Annotated in this window: 17 protein-coding genes; 15 read left to right on the plus strand and 2 right to left on the minus strand. The window is 58.0% G+C overall.

The features are described from left to right. The first annotated feature begins 69 nt into the window (after positions 1-69). The 8 genes from HDF16_RS11935 (at position 70) to HDF16_RS11970 (ending at position 7,841) form a co-directional block, all read left to right on the plus strand. Entirely contained in the window at positions 70-780 is a 711-nt protein-coding gene (locus HDF16_RS11935; RefSeq protein WP_184216847.1) for an esterase family protein, read from the plus strand. A 92-nt stretch (positions 781-872) separates the two neighbouring features. Beyond that, positions 873-1,886, plus strand: a complete 1,014-nt coding sequence (locus tag HDF16_RS11940) for an ATP-grasp domain-containing protein (RefSeq protein WP_184216849.1) — start codon at positions 873-875, stop codon at positions 1,884-1,886. 101 nt (positions 1,887-1,987) lie between these two features. Further along, on the plus strand, positions 1,988-3,091 hold the full coding sequence (locus HDF16_RS11945) for a carboxylate-amine ligase (protein ID WP_184216851.1): 1,104 nt from the start codon (positions 1,988-1,990) through the stop codon (positions 3,089-3,091). A 57-nt stretch (positions 3,092-3,148) separates the two neighbouring features. Further along, the gene (locus tag HDF16_RS11950; RefSeq protein WP_184216853.1) at positions 3,149-4,210 is read left to right on the plus strand and encodes an aminopeptidase; all 1,062 of its coding nucleotides are present in this window, start codon (positions 3,149-3,151) and stop codon (positions 4,208-4,210) included. Positions 4,211-4,297: 87 nt separating this feature from the next. Continuing rightward, entirely contained in the window at positions 4,298-5,254 is a 957-nt protein-coding gene (locus tag HDF16_RS11955) for an aldo/keto reductase (RefSeq protein WP_221312698.1), read from the plus strand. A gap of 105 nt (positions 5,255-5,359) precedes the next feature. Beyond that, a complete protein-coding gene (locus HDF16_RS11960) occupies positions 5,360-6,571 on the plus strand; it encodes a hypothetical protein (protein ID WP_184216855.1) in 1,212 nt (403 codons plus the stop codon). Between the two features lie 117 nt (positions 6,572-6,688). Continuing rightward, positions 6,689-7,015, plus strand: coding sequence for a PilZ domain-containing protein (locus tag HDF16_RS11965; protein WP_184216857.1), 327 nt, complete (start codon positions 6,689-6,691; stop codon positions 7,013-7,015). 7 nt (positions 7,016-7,022) lie between these two features. Next, positions 7,023-7,841, plus strand: coding sequence for a response regulator transcription factor (locus HDF16_RS11970; protein WP_432432242.1), 819 nt, complete (start codon positions 7,023-7,025; stop codon positions 7,839-7,841). A 29-nt stretch (positions 7,842-7,870) separates the two neighbouring features. Here HDF16_RS11970 and HDF16_RS11975 read toward each other — a convergent pair whose 3' ends face one another. Continuing rightward, complete coding sequence (locus HDF16_RS11975) at positions 7,871-8,440, minus strand: hypothetical protein (RefSeq protein ID WP_184216859.1); 570 nt, start codon at positions 8,438-8,440, stop codon at positions 7,871-7,873. A gap of 138 nt (positions 8,441-8,578) precedes the next feature. On the opposite strand from HDF16_RS11975, the gene HDF16_RS11980 reads away from it, so the two are divergent. After that, positions 8,579-9,832, plus strand: coding sequence for an MFS transporter (locus HDF16_RS11980; RefSeq protein WP_184216861.1), 1,254 nt, complete (start codon positions 8,579-8,581; stop codon positions 9,830-9,832). A gap of 68 nt (positions 9,833-9,900) precedes the next feature. Here the strand turns inward: HDF16_RS11980 and HDF16_RS11985 are convergent, their stop codons facing one another. Then, entirely contained in the window at positions 9,901-11,187 is a 1,287-nt protein-coding gene (locus tag HDF16_RS11985) for a metallophosphoesterase family protein (RefSeq protein WP_184216863.1), read from the minus strand. 140 nt (positions 11,188-11,327) lie between these two features. Here HDF16_RS11985 and tdh point away from each other — a divergent pair, with 140 nt between their 5' ends. The 6 genes from tdh to HDF16_RS12015 all read left to right on the plus strand — a co-directional run bounded on the left by tdh (position 11,328) and on the right by HDF16_RS12015 (position 17,371). Next, on the plus strand, positions 11,328-12,362 hold the full coding sequence (gene tdh / locus HDF16_RS11990) for an L-threonine 3-dehydrogenase (RefSeq protein ID WP_184216864.1): 1,035 nt from the start codon (positions 11,328-11,330) through the stop codon (positions 12,360-12,362). 250 nt (positions 12,363-12,612) lie between these two features. Further along, positions 12,613-13,269 carry a class I SAM-dependent methyltransferase gene (locus tag HDF16_RS11995; protein WP_246409034.1) on the plus strand — a complete coding sequence of 219 codons (657 nt, stop codon included), beginning with the start codon at positions 12,613-12,615 and terminating at the stop codon, positions 13,267-13,269. A 106-nt stretch (positions 13,270-13,375) separates the two neighbouring features. Then, a complete protein-coding gene (locus tag HDF16_RS12000; protein ID WP_184216868.1) occupies positions 13,376-14,128 on the plus strand; it encodes a TIGR04282 family arsenosugar biosynthesis glycosyltransferase in 753 nt (250 codons plus the stop codon). Further along, positions 14,125-15,546 (plus strand): glycosyltransferase family 87 protein, encoded by a 1,422-nt coding sequence (locus HDF16_RS12005; protein ID WP_184216869.1) that lies wholly within the window; start codon positions 14,125-14,127, stop codon positions 15,544-15,546. Before HDF16_RS12000 ends, HDF16_RS12005 begins: the two co-directional genes overlap by 4 nt. Then, positions 15,543-16,679, plus strand: coding sequence for a radical SAM protein (locus tag HDF16_RS12010; RefSeq protein WP_184216871.1), 1,137 nt, complete (start codon positions 15,543-15,545; stop codon positions 16,677-16,679). Before HDF16_RS12005 ends, HDF16_RS12010 begins: the two co-directional genes overlap by 4 nt. Then, the gene (locus HDF16_RS12015; RefSeq protein ID WP_348641309.1) at positions 16,667-17,371 is read left to right on the plus strand and encodes a glycosyltransferase family 2 protein; all 705 of its coding nucleotides are present in this window, start codon (positions 16,667-16,669) and stop codon (positions 17,369-17,371) included. Before HDF16_RS12010 ends, HDF16_RS12015 begins: the two co-directional genes overlap by 13 nt. The last annotated feature ends 1 nt before the right edge of the window (position 17,372 follow it).

Raw genomic sequence — 17,372 nt, forward strand, 5'->3', positions numbered from 1 at the left:
TGCACGGACAAGGGTGGGGAAGTCGCCTCGATTACGCTAGGATTGCGTTAGGTTAGCAGAAAGGGCGCTATGAGACGGGATTACCACAAGTGGTTTTCGCCCCGCCTGGGGCGCGATATGGAGCTGCTGGTCTTTGGTCACGCGGGGCTGCCTGCCGTTGTGTTTCCGACTTCGCAGGGGCGCTATTTCGAGTTTGAGGATCGCGGAATGGTGGGTGCGATCGCGAACAAGATCGAGAATGGCGAGGTGCAGCTTTTCTGTGTGGACTCGGTCGACTCAGAGAGCTGGTACAACCGGAACGTTCCGCCGCGCTGGAAGGTGGCGCGGCAGGTGCAGTACGACGAGTACATCGTGCATGAGGTGATTCCGCTGGTGAAGCAGCTGAACTGGTCTCCGCAACGGGCGGCGGTGGGGTGCAGCTTTGGGGGATATCACGCGGTAACGATGGCTCTCCGGCATCCGGATGTGTTTACGGCGTTTCTGTCGATGAGTGGGGCGTTCGATATGGACAGCTTTCTCGGCGGATATCACGACGAGGATGTGTACTTCAATCAGCCGACGCAGTTTCTGCCGGGTATGACGGACTCGTGGTTTCTGGATCGATACCGCCAGAATACTTATGTGCTGGCGACGGGGGTGCATGACCAGTGCTGGAGCCAGAACGAGAAGTTGGGTGCGATCATGCGTGCGAAGGGGATTCCGGTGCGGCTGGATGTGTGGGGCGACAACACGGGGCATGATTGGCCGTGGTGGCAGCGGATGGTGCAGACTTACCTGTAGGGATTGGTGGCGCCCCATTCATTCGCAGCCTTATCGCGAATGAGTGGGGCACAGATTGTTCAAGGCGTAGCAACCGGTTGGCGGAGGTTGATTTGAAGAAGATTGGTGTGTTGTTCGGGCAGGAGAACACGTTTCCGGGGGCGCTGGTCGAGAAGATCAACTCGATGGAGATTGATGGGCTGACGGCAGAGTTTGTACACGTGGGTGGAGTGCATCTCGGTGTGCCGTCGGGGTACGACGCGATTGTGGACCGGATCTCGCACGATATGCCGTTCTACCGGGCGTATTTGAAGAACGCGATCCTGAATGGGACGCAGGTGATCAACAATCCGTTCTGGTGGTCGGCGGATGACAAGTTCTTCAACTATGCGCTGGCCGAGAAGCTGGGTGTTGCTGTTCCCCGCACGGTGTTGCTGCCGCATAAGGACTTTCCGCCGGACATCAACGCTCAGTCGCTGCGGAATCTGGAGTATCCGCTGGATTGGGAAGGGATCTTCGACTACGTGAAGTTCCCGGCGTTTCTGAAGCCGCATGATGGCGGCGGCTGGCGGGATGTCTTCCATGTACACAATCCCGGGGAGTTCTTCCATGCGTACCACCAGACGCGCGATCTTTGCATGACGCTGCAGGCTGCGGTGAACTTCAAGGAGTACTTCCGATGCTACGTGGTGGGGCAGAGTGAAGTGCGGATCATGGCGTATGACCCGAAGCGTCCTCATTCGGAGCGGTACGTAATGGGGCCGAATACGGCTGATCCGAAGCTGCTGAAGCGGGTGGAGAAGGACGCGCTGACGCTGTGCAAGGCGCTGGGCTACGACTTGAATACGGTTGAGTTTGCAGTCGAAGACGGAATACCTTATGCGATCGACTTCATGAACCCGGCGCCGGATGCGGATCTGCACTCGGTTGGGCGCGAGAGCTTTGACTGGATTGTGGATGCGGTGGCGACGCTGGCGGTGAAGAAGGCGAAGGCGTCCGACAAGGTGATGTCTGGGATGAACTGGTCGGCGTTTTTGAGTGGGACGACGGTGGAGAAGAAGGCTGCGCCAAAGAAGGCGGCGGCGAAAAAAGCTGTGGCGAAGAAGGCGGCGAAGAAGAAGGATTAATCCTCCTCACTAAACCGGCTACCCATTCCTTTTGATAGCGAGTTCACGGCAAACGCATATTCCCTTCGGGAGCGACAAACAAGCAAGAGAGGAAATCATCGATGCGGCCATCGTTTTCTTTAGGGATTGAAGAGGAGTACCAGACGGTCGATCCGGAGACACGGGATCTGCGGTCGCATATTGCCACCGAGATGCTGGCCGAAGGGAAGCTGCGGCTGGAAGAGCGCGTTAAGGCCGAGATGCACCAGTCGGTGATCGAGGTGGGCACGCGGGTCTGTAAGAACATCCAGGAGGCGCAGGAGGATCTCTTCGACCTGCGTCGCAACATGATCGGCCTGGCGGAGAAGCACGGGCTGGTGCTGGTGGCCGGGGCGACGCATCCATTTGCGGACTGGCGGGTGCAGGAGATCTATCCTGATCCTCGTTACGCGCAGGTGGTCGAAGACCTGCAACTAGTTGCGCGGGCGAATTTGATCTTCGGGCTGCATGTACATGTGGGAATCGAGGACCGCGAGGCGGCGATCCGGATCATGAACTCGTTGCGGTACTTCTTGCCGCATATTCTCGCGCTTTCAACGAACTCGCCGTTCTGGCTGGGGATGGAGACGGGATACAAGAGCTATCGCGCGAAGGTCTTTGAGAACTTTCCGCGGACGAATCTGCCGGACAGTTTTTCGAGCTACTCGGAGTTTGAGAACTACGTGAACCTGCTGATCAAGACGAACAGCATCGATAACGCGAAGAAGATCTGGTGGGATGTGCGGCCGCATCCGTTCTTCGACACGATCGAGGTGCGGATCTGCGACATCCCGCTGCGGGCGCAGGAGACGGTGGCGATTGCGGCGCTGATTCAGGCGACGGCTCGCAAGTTGTGGGACCTGCACTCGCGGAACCAGGACTTCCGGCAGTACTCGCGGGCGCTGTTGATGGAGAACAAGTTCCGGGCGGTCCGGTATGGGCTGGACGGCAAGATGATTGATTTCGGTAAGCAATGTGAAGTGCCGGCGCGGGATCTGATCGCGGAGTACCTGGCGTTTGTGGACGATACGCTCGATGAACTGGGCAGCCGGAACGAGATTGGGTATATCCGGACGATGATGGAGCAGGGGTCGGGGGCGGATCGGCAGTTGAAGGTCTTTCGGGATACGGGCAGCCTGCGGGCGGTGGTGGACTACATGGCCTCGGAGACGAAGGCAGGGTTATAGAGCGCATAGGCATTTCGTCATGTTGATCCGCTGTTTCTGGGAGAAAATGAATAGAACATGACAAACACGGTGGAACACCCCGCTGCACTTGATCTTCGTACTTTGAGCTTTCCTCCTGAGTTCACTGCTGGGGCCCACAATGCGGTTGCGACTTGTCTGCGGATTCAGCCGGACGAGAAGGTCACGCTGATTACGGACAGAGCCTGCGCGGAAATTGCGGCTTCGATTGCGCTGGAGTTGGAGCATGTGGGATGCCAGTGGAATGCGTTTGTCCTGGAAGATATTGCTCCGCGCCCGCTGACTGGACTGCCTGAGGAAATTCTTGAGGATATGGAGAGCTCTCAGGTGAGCATCTTCGCCGTCGAGGTGCAGGCGAATGAGCTCCGCAGCAGGATGCAGATGACCGACGTAGTGAACCGGCGACGGATGCGTCATGCGCACATGGTGAACATTACTCCGGAGATCATGACGCAGGGGATGCGGGCTGACTTTCTGGCTGTCGATAGGCTGAGCCAGGCGGTGCTGGAGAAGGTGCGCGCTGCGACGTATGTGCGGGCGACTACACCGGCGGGAACGGACATCCACGCGGAGTTGAGCCCGCAGTACAAATGGTTCAAGACGTCGGGGATCATCAGCACGGAGAAGTGGGGAAACCTTCCTGGTGGGGAGTGCTTTACGGCTCCCGCCGAGGTGAACGGCGTGTTTGTCGTCGATGGCGTGGTCGGTGATTTTCTTTGCAAGCGGTACGGAATTCTCAAGGAGACGCCGCTGACGATCGCCATTGAGGGCAATCGGATCGTGAAGGTCTCGTCGGCGAACAAAGCGCTGGAGAAGGAGTTCTGGGAGTACACGCACACCGATGAGAACTCTGATCGGGTGGGCGAGTTCGCGATTGGGACGAACATCGGCGTGGAGCGGGTGATCGGGAACATTCTGCAGGATGAGAAGTTTCCGGGGGTGCATATCGCCTTTGGCGACCCGTATGGGGCACATACGGGAGCGCAGTGGAAGTCTTCGACGCATATCGATGTGGTGGGGCTGGAGTTTAATATCTGGCTGGGCAATGCTGAGGGTGAAGAGCAGATTATGCGAGATGGGGTGTTTCTGCTCGACGCGTAAGACCAGGTTCTCCTTGGTTCGTTTTTCTACAAACGCCCGGATGCTCGAAAGAGTATCCGGGCGTTTTGTTGTTGCATCATAGAGGCTATGGCGATTGAGACGAAGGTTCTTGGGGATTCCGATCTGGCTTTGACGCGGATCGGATTTGGCGCGTGGGCGATTGGCGGCGGGGACTGGCAGTTTGCGTGGGGGCCGCAGGACGATCAGGAGTCGGTTGAGGCGATTCATCGGGCGCTGGATCTAGGGATCAATTGGATCGATACAGCTGCTGTGTATGGGCTGGGACACTCGGAAGAGATCGTTGGAAAAGCGCTGAAGACGACCTCGGCTAAACCTTATGTGTTCACCAAATGCTCCATGGTGTGGGACGAGACGCGGACGATTGGACGGTCGTTGAAGCAGATCCGGCGCGAGGTAGAAGAGAGCCTGAAGCGGTTGCAGATCGAGACGATCGACCTCTATCAGATTCACTGGCCCAATCCCGACGAGGAGATTGAAGAGGGCTGGGCGACGATGGCCGAGCTGAAAAAGGAAGGCAAAGTCCGTTGGATTGGGGTGTCGAACTTCAACGTCTCTCAAATGGAGCGGGCGTTGAAGATTGCTCCGATCACGTCGCTGCAGCCGCCTTATTCGATGATTAACCGGACTATCGAGCCGGAGATTCTGCCGTTCTGCGAGAAGCACGGGATTGGCGTGCTCAACTATTCTCCGATGCAGTCGGGGCTGCTGACCGGAGCGATGACGAAGGAGCGCGTAGCCGCGTTTCCGCAGGACGATTTCCGTCGGAATGCGAAGGCATTTCAGGAGCCGGCGCTTGATCGAAATCTGAAACTTGCCGCGATGCTGGGCGAGATTGGTGCGAAGCACGGGGTGAGCGCGGGCGTGGTGGCGATCGCCTGGACGCTGGCTCAGCCGGCGATTACGGCTGCGATTGTGGGTGGAAGAAGCGGGAAGCAGGTTGACGGCATCTTCCCAGCGGCGGGCTTCCGCTTGACCGAAGAGGAAGTAGCTGTAATAAATAGTTACCTCGCTGCACACCCGTAAAACGTCGTCTAACGTCGACTGGAGCGGTGCAGCTACGCTGGATTGCTTGCTCTGCTGTTTTAGGGTGGGCAAGACGCGGGGTCGCAAGGGGCCACATTCAAGACGATGCTGCAGCCGTTCCGTGACGATTTCAACGCGGCCTTCACGCCAGAAAAGTATCGGGGGCTGCTCTCGCGGCTCGATGCAGCGACGCGTAGCTCGTCGATCCAGTTCCGAGTAGCGGAGACGCCGTGCTTCTTTCCGAAGGCGCTGCTGGACGAGATGGCGGCGACGGGGACCGAGCTGACGAACCAACTTGTTGATTCGCCTGAATATATGCGGCTTTCGGCAGAGGCGATTCCGGAGCGGTTCAGGTTGGGCAACGAGAGCCGGTATCCCAACTTCATGACCGTAGACTTCGGCCTGGTGAGGGACGACGCTGGGGAGCTCCGACCCAAGCTGGTAGAGATGCAGGCGTTTCCGTCAGTATTCGGCTATCAGGACGTGTTGGCGGATCAGTATGTGAAGGAGTACGCGCTGGGTGAGGGCTGGCGCTGGCATCTGGGCGGACATGACTCTGAGAGCTACTGGAACCTGCTGCGGAAGGTGATCGTCGGCGACCACGCACCGGAGAATGTGGTGTTGCTGGAAGTTACGCCAGACGCGCAGAAGACGCTGCCGGATTTTCACGTGTACGAGGACCGGCTGGGAATTCCTGTCGTCGATATTGAAAAGGTGAAGAAGGTCGGACGGCGTCTCCTCTATGAGAAGGCGGGGCGATGGATCGAGATTGATCGGATCTTCAACCGGGCGATTGTCGATGAGATGGAGCGGAAGGGGACTGCACTGCCGTTCGACTATCGCGATGAGCTCGATGTCGAGTGGGCAGGGCATCCGAACTGGTACTTCCGGATAAGCAAGTTCTCCCTGCCGTACCTGGATCATCCTTCGGTTCCAAAGGCTGTGTTTCTGAACGATTGGTTTGCCGGTGGGGGCCGGGAGGGTTTGCCGGAGGACCGGGAGCGGATCTTGCTGAAGCCTCTGTACTCGTTTGCCGGTCAAGGGATTAAGTTTGCGCCGACCGATGAAGATCTTGCAGCCATTCCCGCCGAAGAACGCGACCAGTGGCTTTTGCAGGAGCGTGCCACTTTCGAGCCAGTGATTGCAACCCCGAAGGGCGCTACGATGGCCGAAGTAAGGATCATGTACCTTTGGCCGGATGGCGGCCGGATGGAGCCGGTGATCAGCCTGGTACGGATGGGCCGCGGGCTGATGATGGGAGTAGACCAGAATCGCAACCAGGAGTGGGTCGGAGGATCGGCAGCTCTGTTTCGTTAGAAAACGATCGTAATATGGGCTCAGGGGCTGTCGTACCCGGAGCCGGCAGAAAATAAAGTGACTGTTGTCGATCGATGTGCGAGTTTGATATTGGCAGGTAACCGAGGTAACGGGGTCATGGGACAATTGCAACAGTTTGATGGGCGCAATGCGGTGCGGACGTCGGTGCGATTCCCGATGCAGCTTGCCGTGGTGCTCGCGACCGAGAGCGGACCGTTGGAGGCACTGACGGTAGATGTCTCGGCGAATGGACTGCTGTTCTCCGCAGATCGTCTGCCTCCTGTCGGAAGCCGGGTTGTTTTTACGATGACGATGCCCTCCGCCGTGATGGGAGCGGCGAACGACGTCATGATTCATTGCACGGGACGGATCGTCCGGCACCAGCACGCGGAGAACGCACTGCGAGCCGCCGCAGTAATCGATGAATATTTTCTAAAGGTGTAATTTCATGATGGTTGAGAAGACGGAACTGAAGACAGCCGCTTCACGGAACGGGGATCATCAATCCAGCACCTCTGGGGCGCCGGCTAGCGTTCCTGCGCCTGAGACGGGCACCGGTATCCGCGTGATACTCGCTGACTCGCAGGCAATCTACCGTGTGGGCCTGAGGAAGGTATTTGCTCTCGAAGACGATATTCGCGTCGTCGCGCAGGCGGAGAATCTTGCGAATCTGTACGCTGCTTTGCAGCGGTTTCCGACGGATGTAGTGGTACTGGAAGGGCAGTTGATCTCGGGAACGATCGATGCGATTCCGGAGTTGGTTCGGCGTGCGCCGGGCGCAAAGCTGATTGTGCAGGTGGTCGAGAGCGACGAGATGAACACGGTGGAACTGTATCGCCGTGGAGTGCGCGGTGTTGTGCCCCGTTCGATTACGCCGGACCTGCTGATCAAGTGTGTGCGGAAGATCGCGGAGGGCGAGACGTGGATCGACAACCAATCGATCAGCTGGGTCATCGACGCCTACCGCTCGCAGGCAAGTTCGCTAACCAATCCGCGGGTTCAGCCAAAGCTCTCGAAGAAAGAGATTGCGATTATTGGGTGCATCACGCGCGGGATGCGCAACAAGGAGATCGCGTATCAGATTGGCACGACGGAGCAGGTGATCAAGAACTATCTGCGCAAGGTGTACGACAAGCTTGGGGTCTCGGACCGGCTGGAGCTTGCGCTGTATTGCCTGCATCATCAGCTGCTGAGCAAGTATGTGGATGAGACTACGGTTGAGCCTTCGGTAATGCAGCGGCCTCAGATGCCGCTAGGGGCAAAGCTGTAGTTGCAGGTTATATCGCTGAGAGCGGCTTTCTATTTTGATTTGGGATCTGCTGGCCGAAGCCGGACGATCAACCGGTCATATTCCGCCTGAAGTGCGTTAACTTGCTGCTCAATTGCGGGGAAATAGTCCTTTGGGTAAGGTTCTCCATGGGCTATAGGGTCGTCCTTAATTCCTGCCGCGCGCAACATCTCATAGACCTTCACATGGCGGACGAAGCGGAGGGATTTCTCCACAATCGGAGCGTTTCCGGCAAGGTGCAGATTCGCTTCGATTACAGCCAACGCATCTTTGTGGTTTGGAAGAATGACCTCCTGTTCAATCTTTAAACTGAGCCTGCTGCGGGGACTATCTGGATCTTGATCGCGTTGCTGGACCTTTTCCCAGATAAGGTTGTCTTTCTGCAGGTGCAGATAGATGGGCCAGTAGAACTGAGATAGTTGTTGCTCGAGGAGCTGGATACGCTTATCCAGAAGCAACTTGTGCGCATCGTCGCGGCGGCGCAAGAAGGAATCGACAATCCCCTTGCTTGCGAGTCCTAGTAAGAAGGTAAGAGCGCTCCATGTGGCGGTTACGGTCTGCGCTGGATCCAGAATGACCATCTTCGTCTCCATCAAGTGCGAGGATGCGCTGCATCGAACCGCATAGCCCACGAGTTGATCTCTGAAAAGCGGCTCGCCCTCCTGCGGCGGCCACAGCTTTGATCGACGCGATGAAGAGGATGCTAGCATGGCGAAGATATGGCCTTGTTGCGTCAGATCCAATCTCTTACAAAAGTTCAACGCAATACGTTCAGCGCTTGTTTTCTAGGTTGGACGTTGGATGCGTTCGATTTCTTCCTGCTGACGGTGTGCCTGCGGGCGATCGCGGCGGACTTTCACGTTGGGATCAAGCAGATCGCGGAGTCAATCTTTTGGACGCTGGTGATGCGGCCGGTGGGGGCGTTGATCTTTGGTGCTATGGCGGAGCGGTTTGGCCGGCGGCCGACGCTGATGGTGAACGTGATTTCGTTCTCGGTGTTCGAGCTGGCTTCGGCGTTCGCGCCAGGGTTGCATAGCTTTCTAGTCTGCCGGGCGCTGTTTGGGATTGCGATGGGTGGCGAGTGGGGCGTCGGCGCGGCGCTGGCGTTCGAGACGCTGCCGAGTGAGGCTCGGGGATTCTTCTCTGGGTTGTTGCAGGAAGGCTACGTCGTGGGGAGTCTGCTTGCGGCGGCGCTGTATGGGCTGCTCTTTCCGCATCTGCATGGAAGCGGGATGCTAACGCCGTGGCGAGTGATGTTCATGATTGGCGCGCTGCCGGCAGTACTGGCGTTTTATCTGCGAGTGCATGTGAAGGAGTCGCCTGCGTGGCTGGAGTCGCGGGAGGCTGGTGTAGCGAAGAAGGCGTTTGAGTGGGGAGCGCTGCTGCAGTTTCTGCCTTCGTTTTTGTTCTTGATTGTGTTGATGACGGCGTTCACTTCGTTCAGCCATGGAACGCAGGATCTCTATCCAACTTTTCTTGAGCATGATCGCGGGTTTGCGGCCGGCAACGTCGGCCTGATCGTAGTGGTCGGGAATGTTGGAGCGTTGCTGGGCGGGATCTGCTTCGGGACTCTGTCGGAGAAGATCGGGCGGCGTAAGGCCATCGTGTGCGCAGCGCTGCTGGCGATACCGATGGTACCGCTGTGGGCGTGGTCGCACACGGTGGTGATGATGGCGGTGGGCGGCTTCTTGATGCAGTTCATGGTGCAGGGAGCGTGGGGAGTGATTCCGGCTCACTTGAATGAGCTGTCGCCAGGGCCAGTGCGAGCGGTCTTTCCGGGGCTGGCGTACCAGTTGGGAAACCTGCTTACCTCGCGAAACAGTGTGTTTCAGGCCGCGTACGCAGGGCGGTATTCGGGCGGAATGCTGCAGATGGCTATGGCGGGGACGGTGGTGGTGGTGGCTGTAGTCGTCGCAGGTGTGACGATGCTGGGTGGCGAGGCGAAGGGGAGCGATCTATCGGGGGTCGGGTAGAGCGTTGTCTCCCATCCATCACGTGGAACGAAGGCGCGATGGATGGGACATCAATTTTTGCTGGTGGATCAGACGACCCTATGGGTGGCGAGGTCGATGGTGACGGTGTCGTTGGGGGTCTTGGTGGTGGCACCGTCAGCGGCGGGGTGGAATTCGATCGTGAGCGCCGTTGCGCTGACGATGATGCGGAGATAACCGAAATCCGTGGCGTCGTAGTTCTCCAGCGTGAGGGTGCTGTCAATGGGGAAGGGCGTGCGGAGAGTGGAACTCATCTTCGAGAGCGGAGAGTGGCCGCCGCACCCGGCGACGAGATAAGCAGCGTGTTCTCCGTTTGAAAAGGTCCGGGTGAAGCGCTGGTAGTTGTGGGAGTGGCCAGACAAGACGGCATGGGGCCAGATACCCGCAGCGGTGCAGGCGGAGTCGATGTCGGCGAGCATGAGGGGGCTGCCTCCATGAGTCGAGCCTCCGGTGAAGGGCGGGTGGTGGACGGCGATGATGATCGCACCGGCGAATTTTTCCGCCTTGATGCGCTTGAGCGCGGCGGCGAGGAAGTCTACCTGGCGGCTATCGAGGACGGTGTTTGGCTGAGTGGTGCCGGTCTGGGAGGAGATGACGCCGGGATCTTCGAGGACGTTGCTGTAGAGGGCGAGGATGCGGACGAAGGGTGCCTCGAAGGTGTAGTAGACGGCGGGCTGGATCATCGTGGTGCGGAAGAGGCCACCAGAGTCGGGAGATTGAACTGGTGCAGGTGTGACGAAGTTCTCGACGAAGCCGGTGAGAGTAGTTGCGGGATCGCCCGCGTATACGACGCCGTCGTGGTTGCCGGCGATGGCGAGGATGGGAGCGGCGTAGTCGCGGTAGGGCTCGAAGAACTGGTCGTAATAGAAGGTCGATTCGCCGAAGAAGTAGACGACGTCGCCAAGGTGGAAGAAGAAGGACGGAACATCGGCGGCGTTGGCTTCGGTGAAGTCGGAGACCATCTTGTCGGCGACGAGCGATTGGGTCTGCGGGCCGGTGACGTTGCCGGTGTCGCCTACCGAGTGGAAGACGAGTTGGCCTGCTTTCTCTAGAGCGGCGACCTTGGCTGCTCCAGCAGAGCCGTAGACCTGGGCCAGAGTGAGGACGGGCTCGACTGCCGCGATGAGGGGCATGGGTACTGCAGAGGGAATGTTAATGCCGCGAAACTTCTGATCGGTAACGGGATTCTTGAAGCTGGTCGGGTCAGGCGACGGGGTGGGTTGACCGAATATGGGCTGGCCGGATGGGATTGGAGGCACCGGCGGTACGGGAGCTTTCGGTGGCTTGGGCTTCTTGGGGTGCTTCGCCTTCTTTTCAGGGGAGGATTTCGTTGCCATGGTGATTTCTCCAGAACGTACTTTCGGGATGCTGCATCCGTGCGGGAAAGTGTATCTGGAATTGTGTTGAAGGCAGGTGAATTGTTGAGACGCATAGAATAGTTGGGGCGCTCAAAAAGGCCTGAAAGGACTCGACTGAATTGAAGGCACTGGTAAAGAAGAAGGCGGAGAAGGGCATCTGGCTGGAGGATGTTCCCGAGCCAGAGATGGGCATCAACGACGTAAAGATTCGCGTGCTGAAGACGGGGATCTGCGGTACCGATCTGCATATCTACGACTGGGATTCCTGGGCGAGCGCGACCATTCCGCAGGGACTGGTGATCGGGCATGAGTTTGTCGGCGAAGTAGTCGCATTCGGATCGAACGTGGCTGATGTGACCGTGGGACAACTGGTCAGTGGCGAAGGGCACGTGGTCTGTGGGCGTTGCCGGAACTGCCTGGCGGGACGGCGTCATCTCTGCGCGCATACGCTGGGTGTCGGAGTAAACCGGAACGGTGCATTCGCCGAGTACATCGTCTTGCCGATGTCGAACATATGGCACCATAGTCCGAGCGTGCCGCATGATGTGGCATCGATCTTCGATCCGTTTGGCAATGCGGTACATACGGCGCTGGCGTTCCCGGTGCTGGGCGAGGACGTTCTGGTGACCGGCGCCGGGCCGATTGGGATAATGGCTGCGGCGGTGGCGAAGCACGCAGGGGCGCGGCATGTTGTGATCTCCGACCCGAATTCGTACCGGCGAGAGTTGGCGGAGAAGGTGGGCATCAAGCACACGTTCAATCCTCGGGAGACGACGCTGAAGGATGTGATGGCGAAGCTGGGGATGTACGAAGGCTTCGATGTCGGGCTTGAGATGTCGGGTAATCCACAGGCGTTTCGCGACATGATTGGGGCGATGAGCCACGGCGGGAAGATCTCCATGTTGGGAATTCCGTCGACCGAGATTGCGATCGACTGGAACAAGGTGATCTTCAACCAGTTGACGCTGCGCGGCATCTATGGCCGGGAGATGTACGAGACCTGGTACAAGATGACCGTAATGCTGGAGTCAGGGCTGGATATCTCTGGAGTGATTACCCATCGGCTGAACTGGAAGGACTTTGAAGATGGTTTTGCGGCAATGAGTTCTGGCGAGTCCGGCAAGGTGATTCTGGATTGGAACGATGTAGCGTGATGGTAGATGGAGCGGAGCGGATTTGAGCCGATAAATTGCATCGTAAGAATGCAATAGCCAGCCCAGTCGGCTCCGCTTACAATTTTGGGGGGCGGAGACGGAGAGACTTAAGCCAATCGAACGACCTTGGTGTAACTCATTGACGACTGGATGATCTAACAGTCGCAAGACGATATCGACAGAGGCCTATCGAATGGATACAAGCGACTGTAAACTTCCCGGTTCGGTCTTCGTTCATCAGCCGGAAAGCTTGTTTGAACGATGTTCGTGGTTCTATGCGTTGTGCCGCGAGTATCTGTTTCGCGATCACACGCCAGAGATTGCAAGTTCTTTGTTCCCAGCGGGTGGGCCTGAACCGGGGACACATGTTTTGGAAGTGGGCTGTGGGCCGGGGTTTTATTCGTGCCGGCTGGCAGATGAGTATCCGCAGCTGCAGACAACCGGGATCGATCTCTCTGACAATCTGTTGCAGCGTGCGAAACGACGGGCTTCGCGTCGTCGTCTGTTGAATTGCGAGTTTCGCAAGGGCGACGCCCACGCGCTCCCTGCGAGCCTATGCCACGTGGATGCGGTGGTGATGTCGCGGCTGTTTCTGATCGTGCCGGACAGGGAAGCGGTGGTGCGTGAGGTCTTCCGGGTGCTGAGGCCGGGTGGGCGATGTTTTATCGCGGAGCCAACCTCGGGGTTTAGGACGAGGATTCCGCTTAGTTGTATGTGGGTGCTGTCGAAGTTTCCCTACACACCTGCGGGAGGGTTTCGTGAGCCGCGGCAGGCAGATGTGATGTCGAGGCCAGACTTCGCCAGCTTGATCGGGTCGCAGCCGTGGAGTTCGGTGAAGATTGAGTACGACGGGTGGTATCAGTACGCGGTGTGCGAGAAGAGTGGCGAGGTTGAGGCTGCGGCGTAGCCCGGTCCTTTAGCGGTGCCTGTTTGAAAGGGTAAGCTGCCCGAGTGAAAGCAGGTCCTTCGACTTCGCCTCTTGCGATAACAGGGTTTGGGTAGAGGAATGAACGATGCAGTATGAGATTTTGAAGCCGGGCGATGGCGTAGCGGGACGGGCGTCGCGTTGCGCTATGGCGATTATGGCAAAGGCTCCGCGGGCGGGGAAGGTGAAGACGCGGCTCGCTCCGCCGTTGACACTGGAGCAGTCGGCGGCGCTGAATATCTGCTTCCTGAAGGACACGGCTGAAGGGCTGGCGAAGGTTGCGGGAGCGGACGGTATGGTCTGCTATACGCCGGTGGGCGATGAGGCGGCGTTTGATGGATTGCTGCCCGAGAGCTTCAGGTTGATTGCGCAGCGTGGGGACAAGTTTGGCGAGAGACTGCTGGCTGCGGCGGAGGACATCCTGGCTTGCGGGTATAGGAGTGTTTGTTTGATCGATTCCGATTCTCCTACGGTTCCGAAGACTGCGTTTGAACAAGCTGTGTGGGAACTTGCGCGAGAGGGCGATCGCATTGTGTTGGGTCCATCGCAGGATGGCGGGTACTACTTGATCGGATTGAAGAAGGCTCATGCCGCGGTGTTTGAAGATATTACTTGGAGCACCGCCAGCGTCTGCGAAGAGACAGCAGAACGGGCGCACGTTGCGGGGCTTGAAGTGGTGATGCTCCCGCTTTGGTATGACGTGGATGATGCCGCGACGCTCGAGGTGCTGTGTGGAGAACTCGTCGGCGGCAGGATGCCTGATTTCGTAGGGGTGTCGGGGTATGAAGCTCCGCATACGAAGGAGTTTCTGGTGGCGATGCGCGAGACTGCGACGGTATGACGAAGACCTTATCGTGGCACGCGAGCAGAGCGTGGCAGACGAATGCAGCATTGTTGCTGATTGGTGCCGGGATGCTGGCGCTGGCGCGGCAACTGGTGAGTGAGAACGACCACTTTACGATTGGGCACTCCGGTGTTTCGGGGTACTCGGTTGTGCTGTACATAGCGGCCATCGTGATCATCCTGATGAGCGAGGTGGACCGGTTTACGTTTCCGATCATTCTTGCGGTCGCGGTCGCTTGCAGACTGGTGACGCTCTATGACGATCCGGCGATGTCGTCCGATGTTTATAGGTATGCGTGGGATGGAGTGGTGCAGCACGCGCACATCAATCCTTATCGCTATGTGCCGGGGGATAAGGCGTTGGCGTTTTTGTGCGCGCCAAATCAGGACCTGTTCGACAACATGAACCGGCGGGACTATGCGCATACGATCTATCCGCCGGCGGCGCAGTTTCTGTTCTACCTGATTACGTTCATCAGCCCGACGATGACGTTTATGAAGACGGCGATGGTGCTGTTCGAAGGACTGACGCTGTGGGCGCTGATGGCGCTGCTGCGCGAGATGGGAGTGCGACGCGAGCAGACACTGATCTATGCGTGGTGCCCGATTCTTGTATGGGAGATTGGGGACTCGGGGCATCTGGATGCGGTGGCAATGGCTTTCATCGCGCTTGCGCTATTGTTTCGGTATCGACGGAAGCCAGTGTTGACGGGGTTGTTTCTCGGGCTTGCGGTGATGACAAAGATGTATCCGCTGGTGCTGATGCCAGCATTGATGATGAAGAAAGATTCCAAATCTCAAAGGCGAGATGCGGGGCACCCGATCTTCGGATGGGATTGGACGATGCCTGCCACGGTGTTTGGTTTGATTGTGGCAGGGTATGCGGCGTATTCGTCTGTGGGGAAGCTGGTGTTCGGTTTTCTCGGCGGCTACGTGGAAGAGGAAGGGATGCAGTCGGGGGCGAGATACTTCTTGCTACAACTGACGCAGGAGGTGCCGGGCCTGCATCGGTTGCCTGCTTCTTTCTTTATGGGATTCTGCGTGGTGGTGTTTGGAGCCTTGACGGTTTGGGCGTTGAAGGTGGCCCGGGACTCGGACGGCAGCGCGTTTCTAGGGCCGGCGTTTGCGCTGGCGTTCGCGCTGATGCTCCTGTTCTCACCTCACTATCCCTGGTACATTGTTTGGCTGGTGCCGTTGCTTGCGCTGGTGCCGAGTCTGACGGTATTGACCTACGTAAGTGCATTTTTTTATCTGTACACGACGGAACTTGCGGAGCCGGGGCCGAAGATGTTCCTGGCCAATAAATATCTGTACGCCATGGTACTGGGTGCCGCGATCATCGAGGCAGTGATGCGCAAGTGGCCGGTCCATCGCCATTATCTGATTCAGGCTGACCCTGCGAGAGAGACCCTATGAGCACACTGCTTCCTATACTTCCGCCTAATAACCTAGTTGAAGACGATCGGCTTTCACCGGAAGCGCAGCGCGCCGAGGAAGAGAAGAACGCGATGCGGCGATACTTCCAGAAGCCGGAGGAGCAGCTGCTTCCCGTGGCGAACCATGAGCCAGTATGTCTTTATCTGGAGACGACAAACCGCTGCAATCTGCTGTGCGTGACTTGTCCGAGAACTTATGAGCAGCTTGAGCCTGAGGCGGACATGCCATGGGAGATGTTTACTTCGCTGATCGATCAGTATCCCAACATTGCGCGAGTAGTCCTGCATGGGATCGGCGAGCCGATGCTAGTGAAGGATATTGCGCAGAGGGTCGCGTATCTGAAGGCGCGGAACATCTATGTGCTGTTCAACACGAATGGGACGCTGCTAAATGATGCGAATGGGCGGGCGCTGATTGACGCGGGGCTGGATGAACTGCGGGTCTCGCTCGATGCGGCGGAGTCAGAGGTCTACCAGATGGTGCGAGGGAAGGATTTCTTCGCGAAGATCGTCGAGAACGTAAGGAACTTCACCCGTCTGCAGCGAGAGTTACATGCTCCAAAGCCGCGCGTGTCGCTGTGGCTTACTGGGCTTCGTGAGACGGTGGACCAGTTGCCGAACTTTGTAAGGCTCGCACATGATGTCGGTGTGACCGAGGTGTATCTGCAGCGGCTGGTGTTCTTTGAGAGCGGCGAGGCGAATGAGAACTCGCTGGCAAGGGCGGAGTCGGCGCTGTTTGAGCATACGAGCGAGGGCGAAGAGGCGTTGATTCGCGAGGCTGAAGATGTGGCGAAGGAGTTGGGAGTGATGTTCTCGGCTTCGGGTGCGGTCGATCCGGGTGAATCGATACGGATGGCGCGGACCGATAATCCGTGGAGTCTGTGCCGGAGGCCGTGGTCGTTGATGTACATCACCGCGAATGGGCGCGTGCTGCCGTGCTGTATTGCGCCGTTTTCGATGAAGGGATATGGGAGTTTTACGCTAGGCGATGCTACTCAGGAGACGCTTCGTGAGATCTGGAACGGCGCGGAGTATCAGCGGTTTCGCGAGGGGCTGCTGACGAGTGCGCCGCCTCCGGCTTGTTCGAACTGCGGGCTTAGGTGGAGTTTGTAACCCTGAACGTTACAGTGATTATTCCCGCGCTGAACGAGGCTGAATCGATCGGCCATGTCGTCGCCGAGATGCCGTGGAATTTAATCGCGGAGTGCATCGTCGTCGACAACGGATCGACGGATGGGACTGCGGAGATTGCGCGGGCGGCGGGGGCGCGGGTGGTGAAGTCGGCGCGAGGATATGGCGCGGCTTGCCTGGCTGGATCGAATGCGGCTCTGCAGGATTCGGAGATTCTGGTTTACATGGATGGGGATGGGTCGGATGTGATCGCCGGACTGCCTGAGTTGCTTGCTCCTATTGATCGTGGCGAGGCGGACTTTGTGATTGGATCGCGACTGCGGGGCGTTCGAGAGCCCGGATCGATGCTGGCTTCGCAGGTGTTTGCGGGGCGGTTCGTAGGGCTACTGCTGCGGGTGTTTCTTGGAGTGAAGTACACGGACATGGGACCGTTTCGGGCGATTCGGAGATTGTCACTCGAAGAGTTACAAATGTCTGAGCTCACATATGGGTGGAATCTCGAGATGCAGATCAAGGCGGCTAAGCGCGGGCTGCGCATCGTCGAGATTCCGGTGGACTACCGGAAGAGGATTGGTGGCGAGTCGAAGGTATCGGGAAACTTCAGAGCCTCGATGAAGGCGGCTGTGCGGATTCTTGAGGTGCTGATCCGAGTCAGCGCGGGAAAGAGTTCATAGA

The organism is Granulicella aggregans (genome assembly GCF_014203275.1).
Classification (GTDB): Bacteria; Acidobacteriota; Terriglobia; order Terriglobales; family Acidobacteriaceae; genus Edaphobacter.

Excerpts from the sequence above, each read along its gene's own strand:
- HDF16_RS11935 (WP_184216847.1), top strand. The coding sequence starts at position 70 with ATGAGACGGGATTACCACAAGTGGTTTTCGCCCCGCCTGGGGCGCGAT.
- HDF16_RS11945 (WP_184216851.1), top strand. The coding sequence starts at position 1,988 with ATGCGGCCATCGTTTTCTTTAGGGATTGAAGAGGAGTACCAGACGGTC.
- HDF16_RS11950 (WP_184216853.1), top strand. The coding sequence starts at position 3,149 with ATGACAAACACGGTGGAACACCCCGCTGCACTTGATCTTCGTACTTTG.
- HDF16_RS11955 (WP_221312698.1), top strand. The coding sequence starts at position 4,298 with ATGGCGATTGAGACGAAGGTTCTTGGGGATTCCGATCTGGCTTTGACG.
- HDF16_RS11960 (WP_184216855.1), top strand. The coding sequence starts at position 5,360 with ATGCTGCAGCCGTTCCGTGACGATTTCAACGCGGCCTTCACGCCAGAA.
- HDF16_RS11965 (WP_184216857.1), top strand. The coding sequence starts at position 6,689 with ATGGGACAATTGCAACAGTTTGATGGGCGCAATGCGGTGCGGACGTCG.
- HDF16_RS11970 (WP_432432242.1), top strand. The coding sequence starts at position 7,023 with ATGGTTGAGAAGACGGAACTGAAGACAGCCGCTTCACGGAACGGGGAT.
- HDF16_RS11975 (WP_184216859.1), bottom strand. The coding sequence starts at position 8,440 with ATGGTCATTCTGGATCCAGCGCAGACCGTAACCGCCACATGGAGCGCT.
- HDF16_RS11980 (WP_184216861.1), top strand. The coding sequence starts at position 8,579 with ATGGCCTTGTTGCGTCAGATCCAATCTCTTACAAAAGTTCAACGCAAT.
- HDF16_RS11985 (WP_184216863.1), bottom strand. The coding sequence starts at position 11,187 with ATGGCAACGAAATCCTCCCCTGAAAAGAAGGCGAAGCACCCCAAGAAG.
- HDF16_RS12000 (WP_184216868.1), top strand. The coding sequence starts at position 13,376 with ATGCAGTATGAGATTTTGAAGCCGGGCGATGGCGTAGCGGGACGGGCG.
- HDF16_RS12005 (WP_184216869.1), top strand. The coding sequence starts at position 14,125 with ATGACGAAGACCTTATCGTGGCACGCGAGCAGAGCGTGGCAGACGAAT.
- HDF16_RS12010 (WP_184216871.1), top strand. The coding sequence starts at position 15,543 with ATGAGCACACTGCTTCCTATACTTCCGCCTAATAACCTAGTTGAAGAC.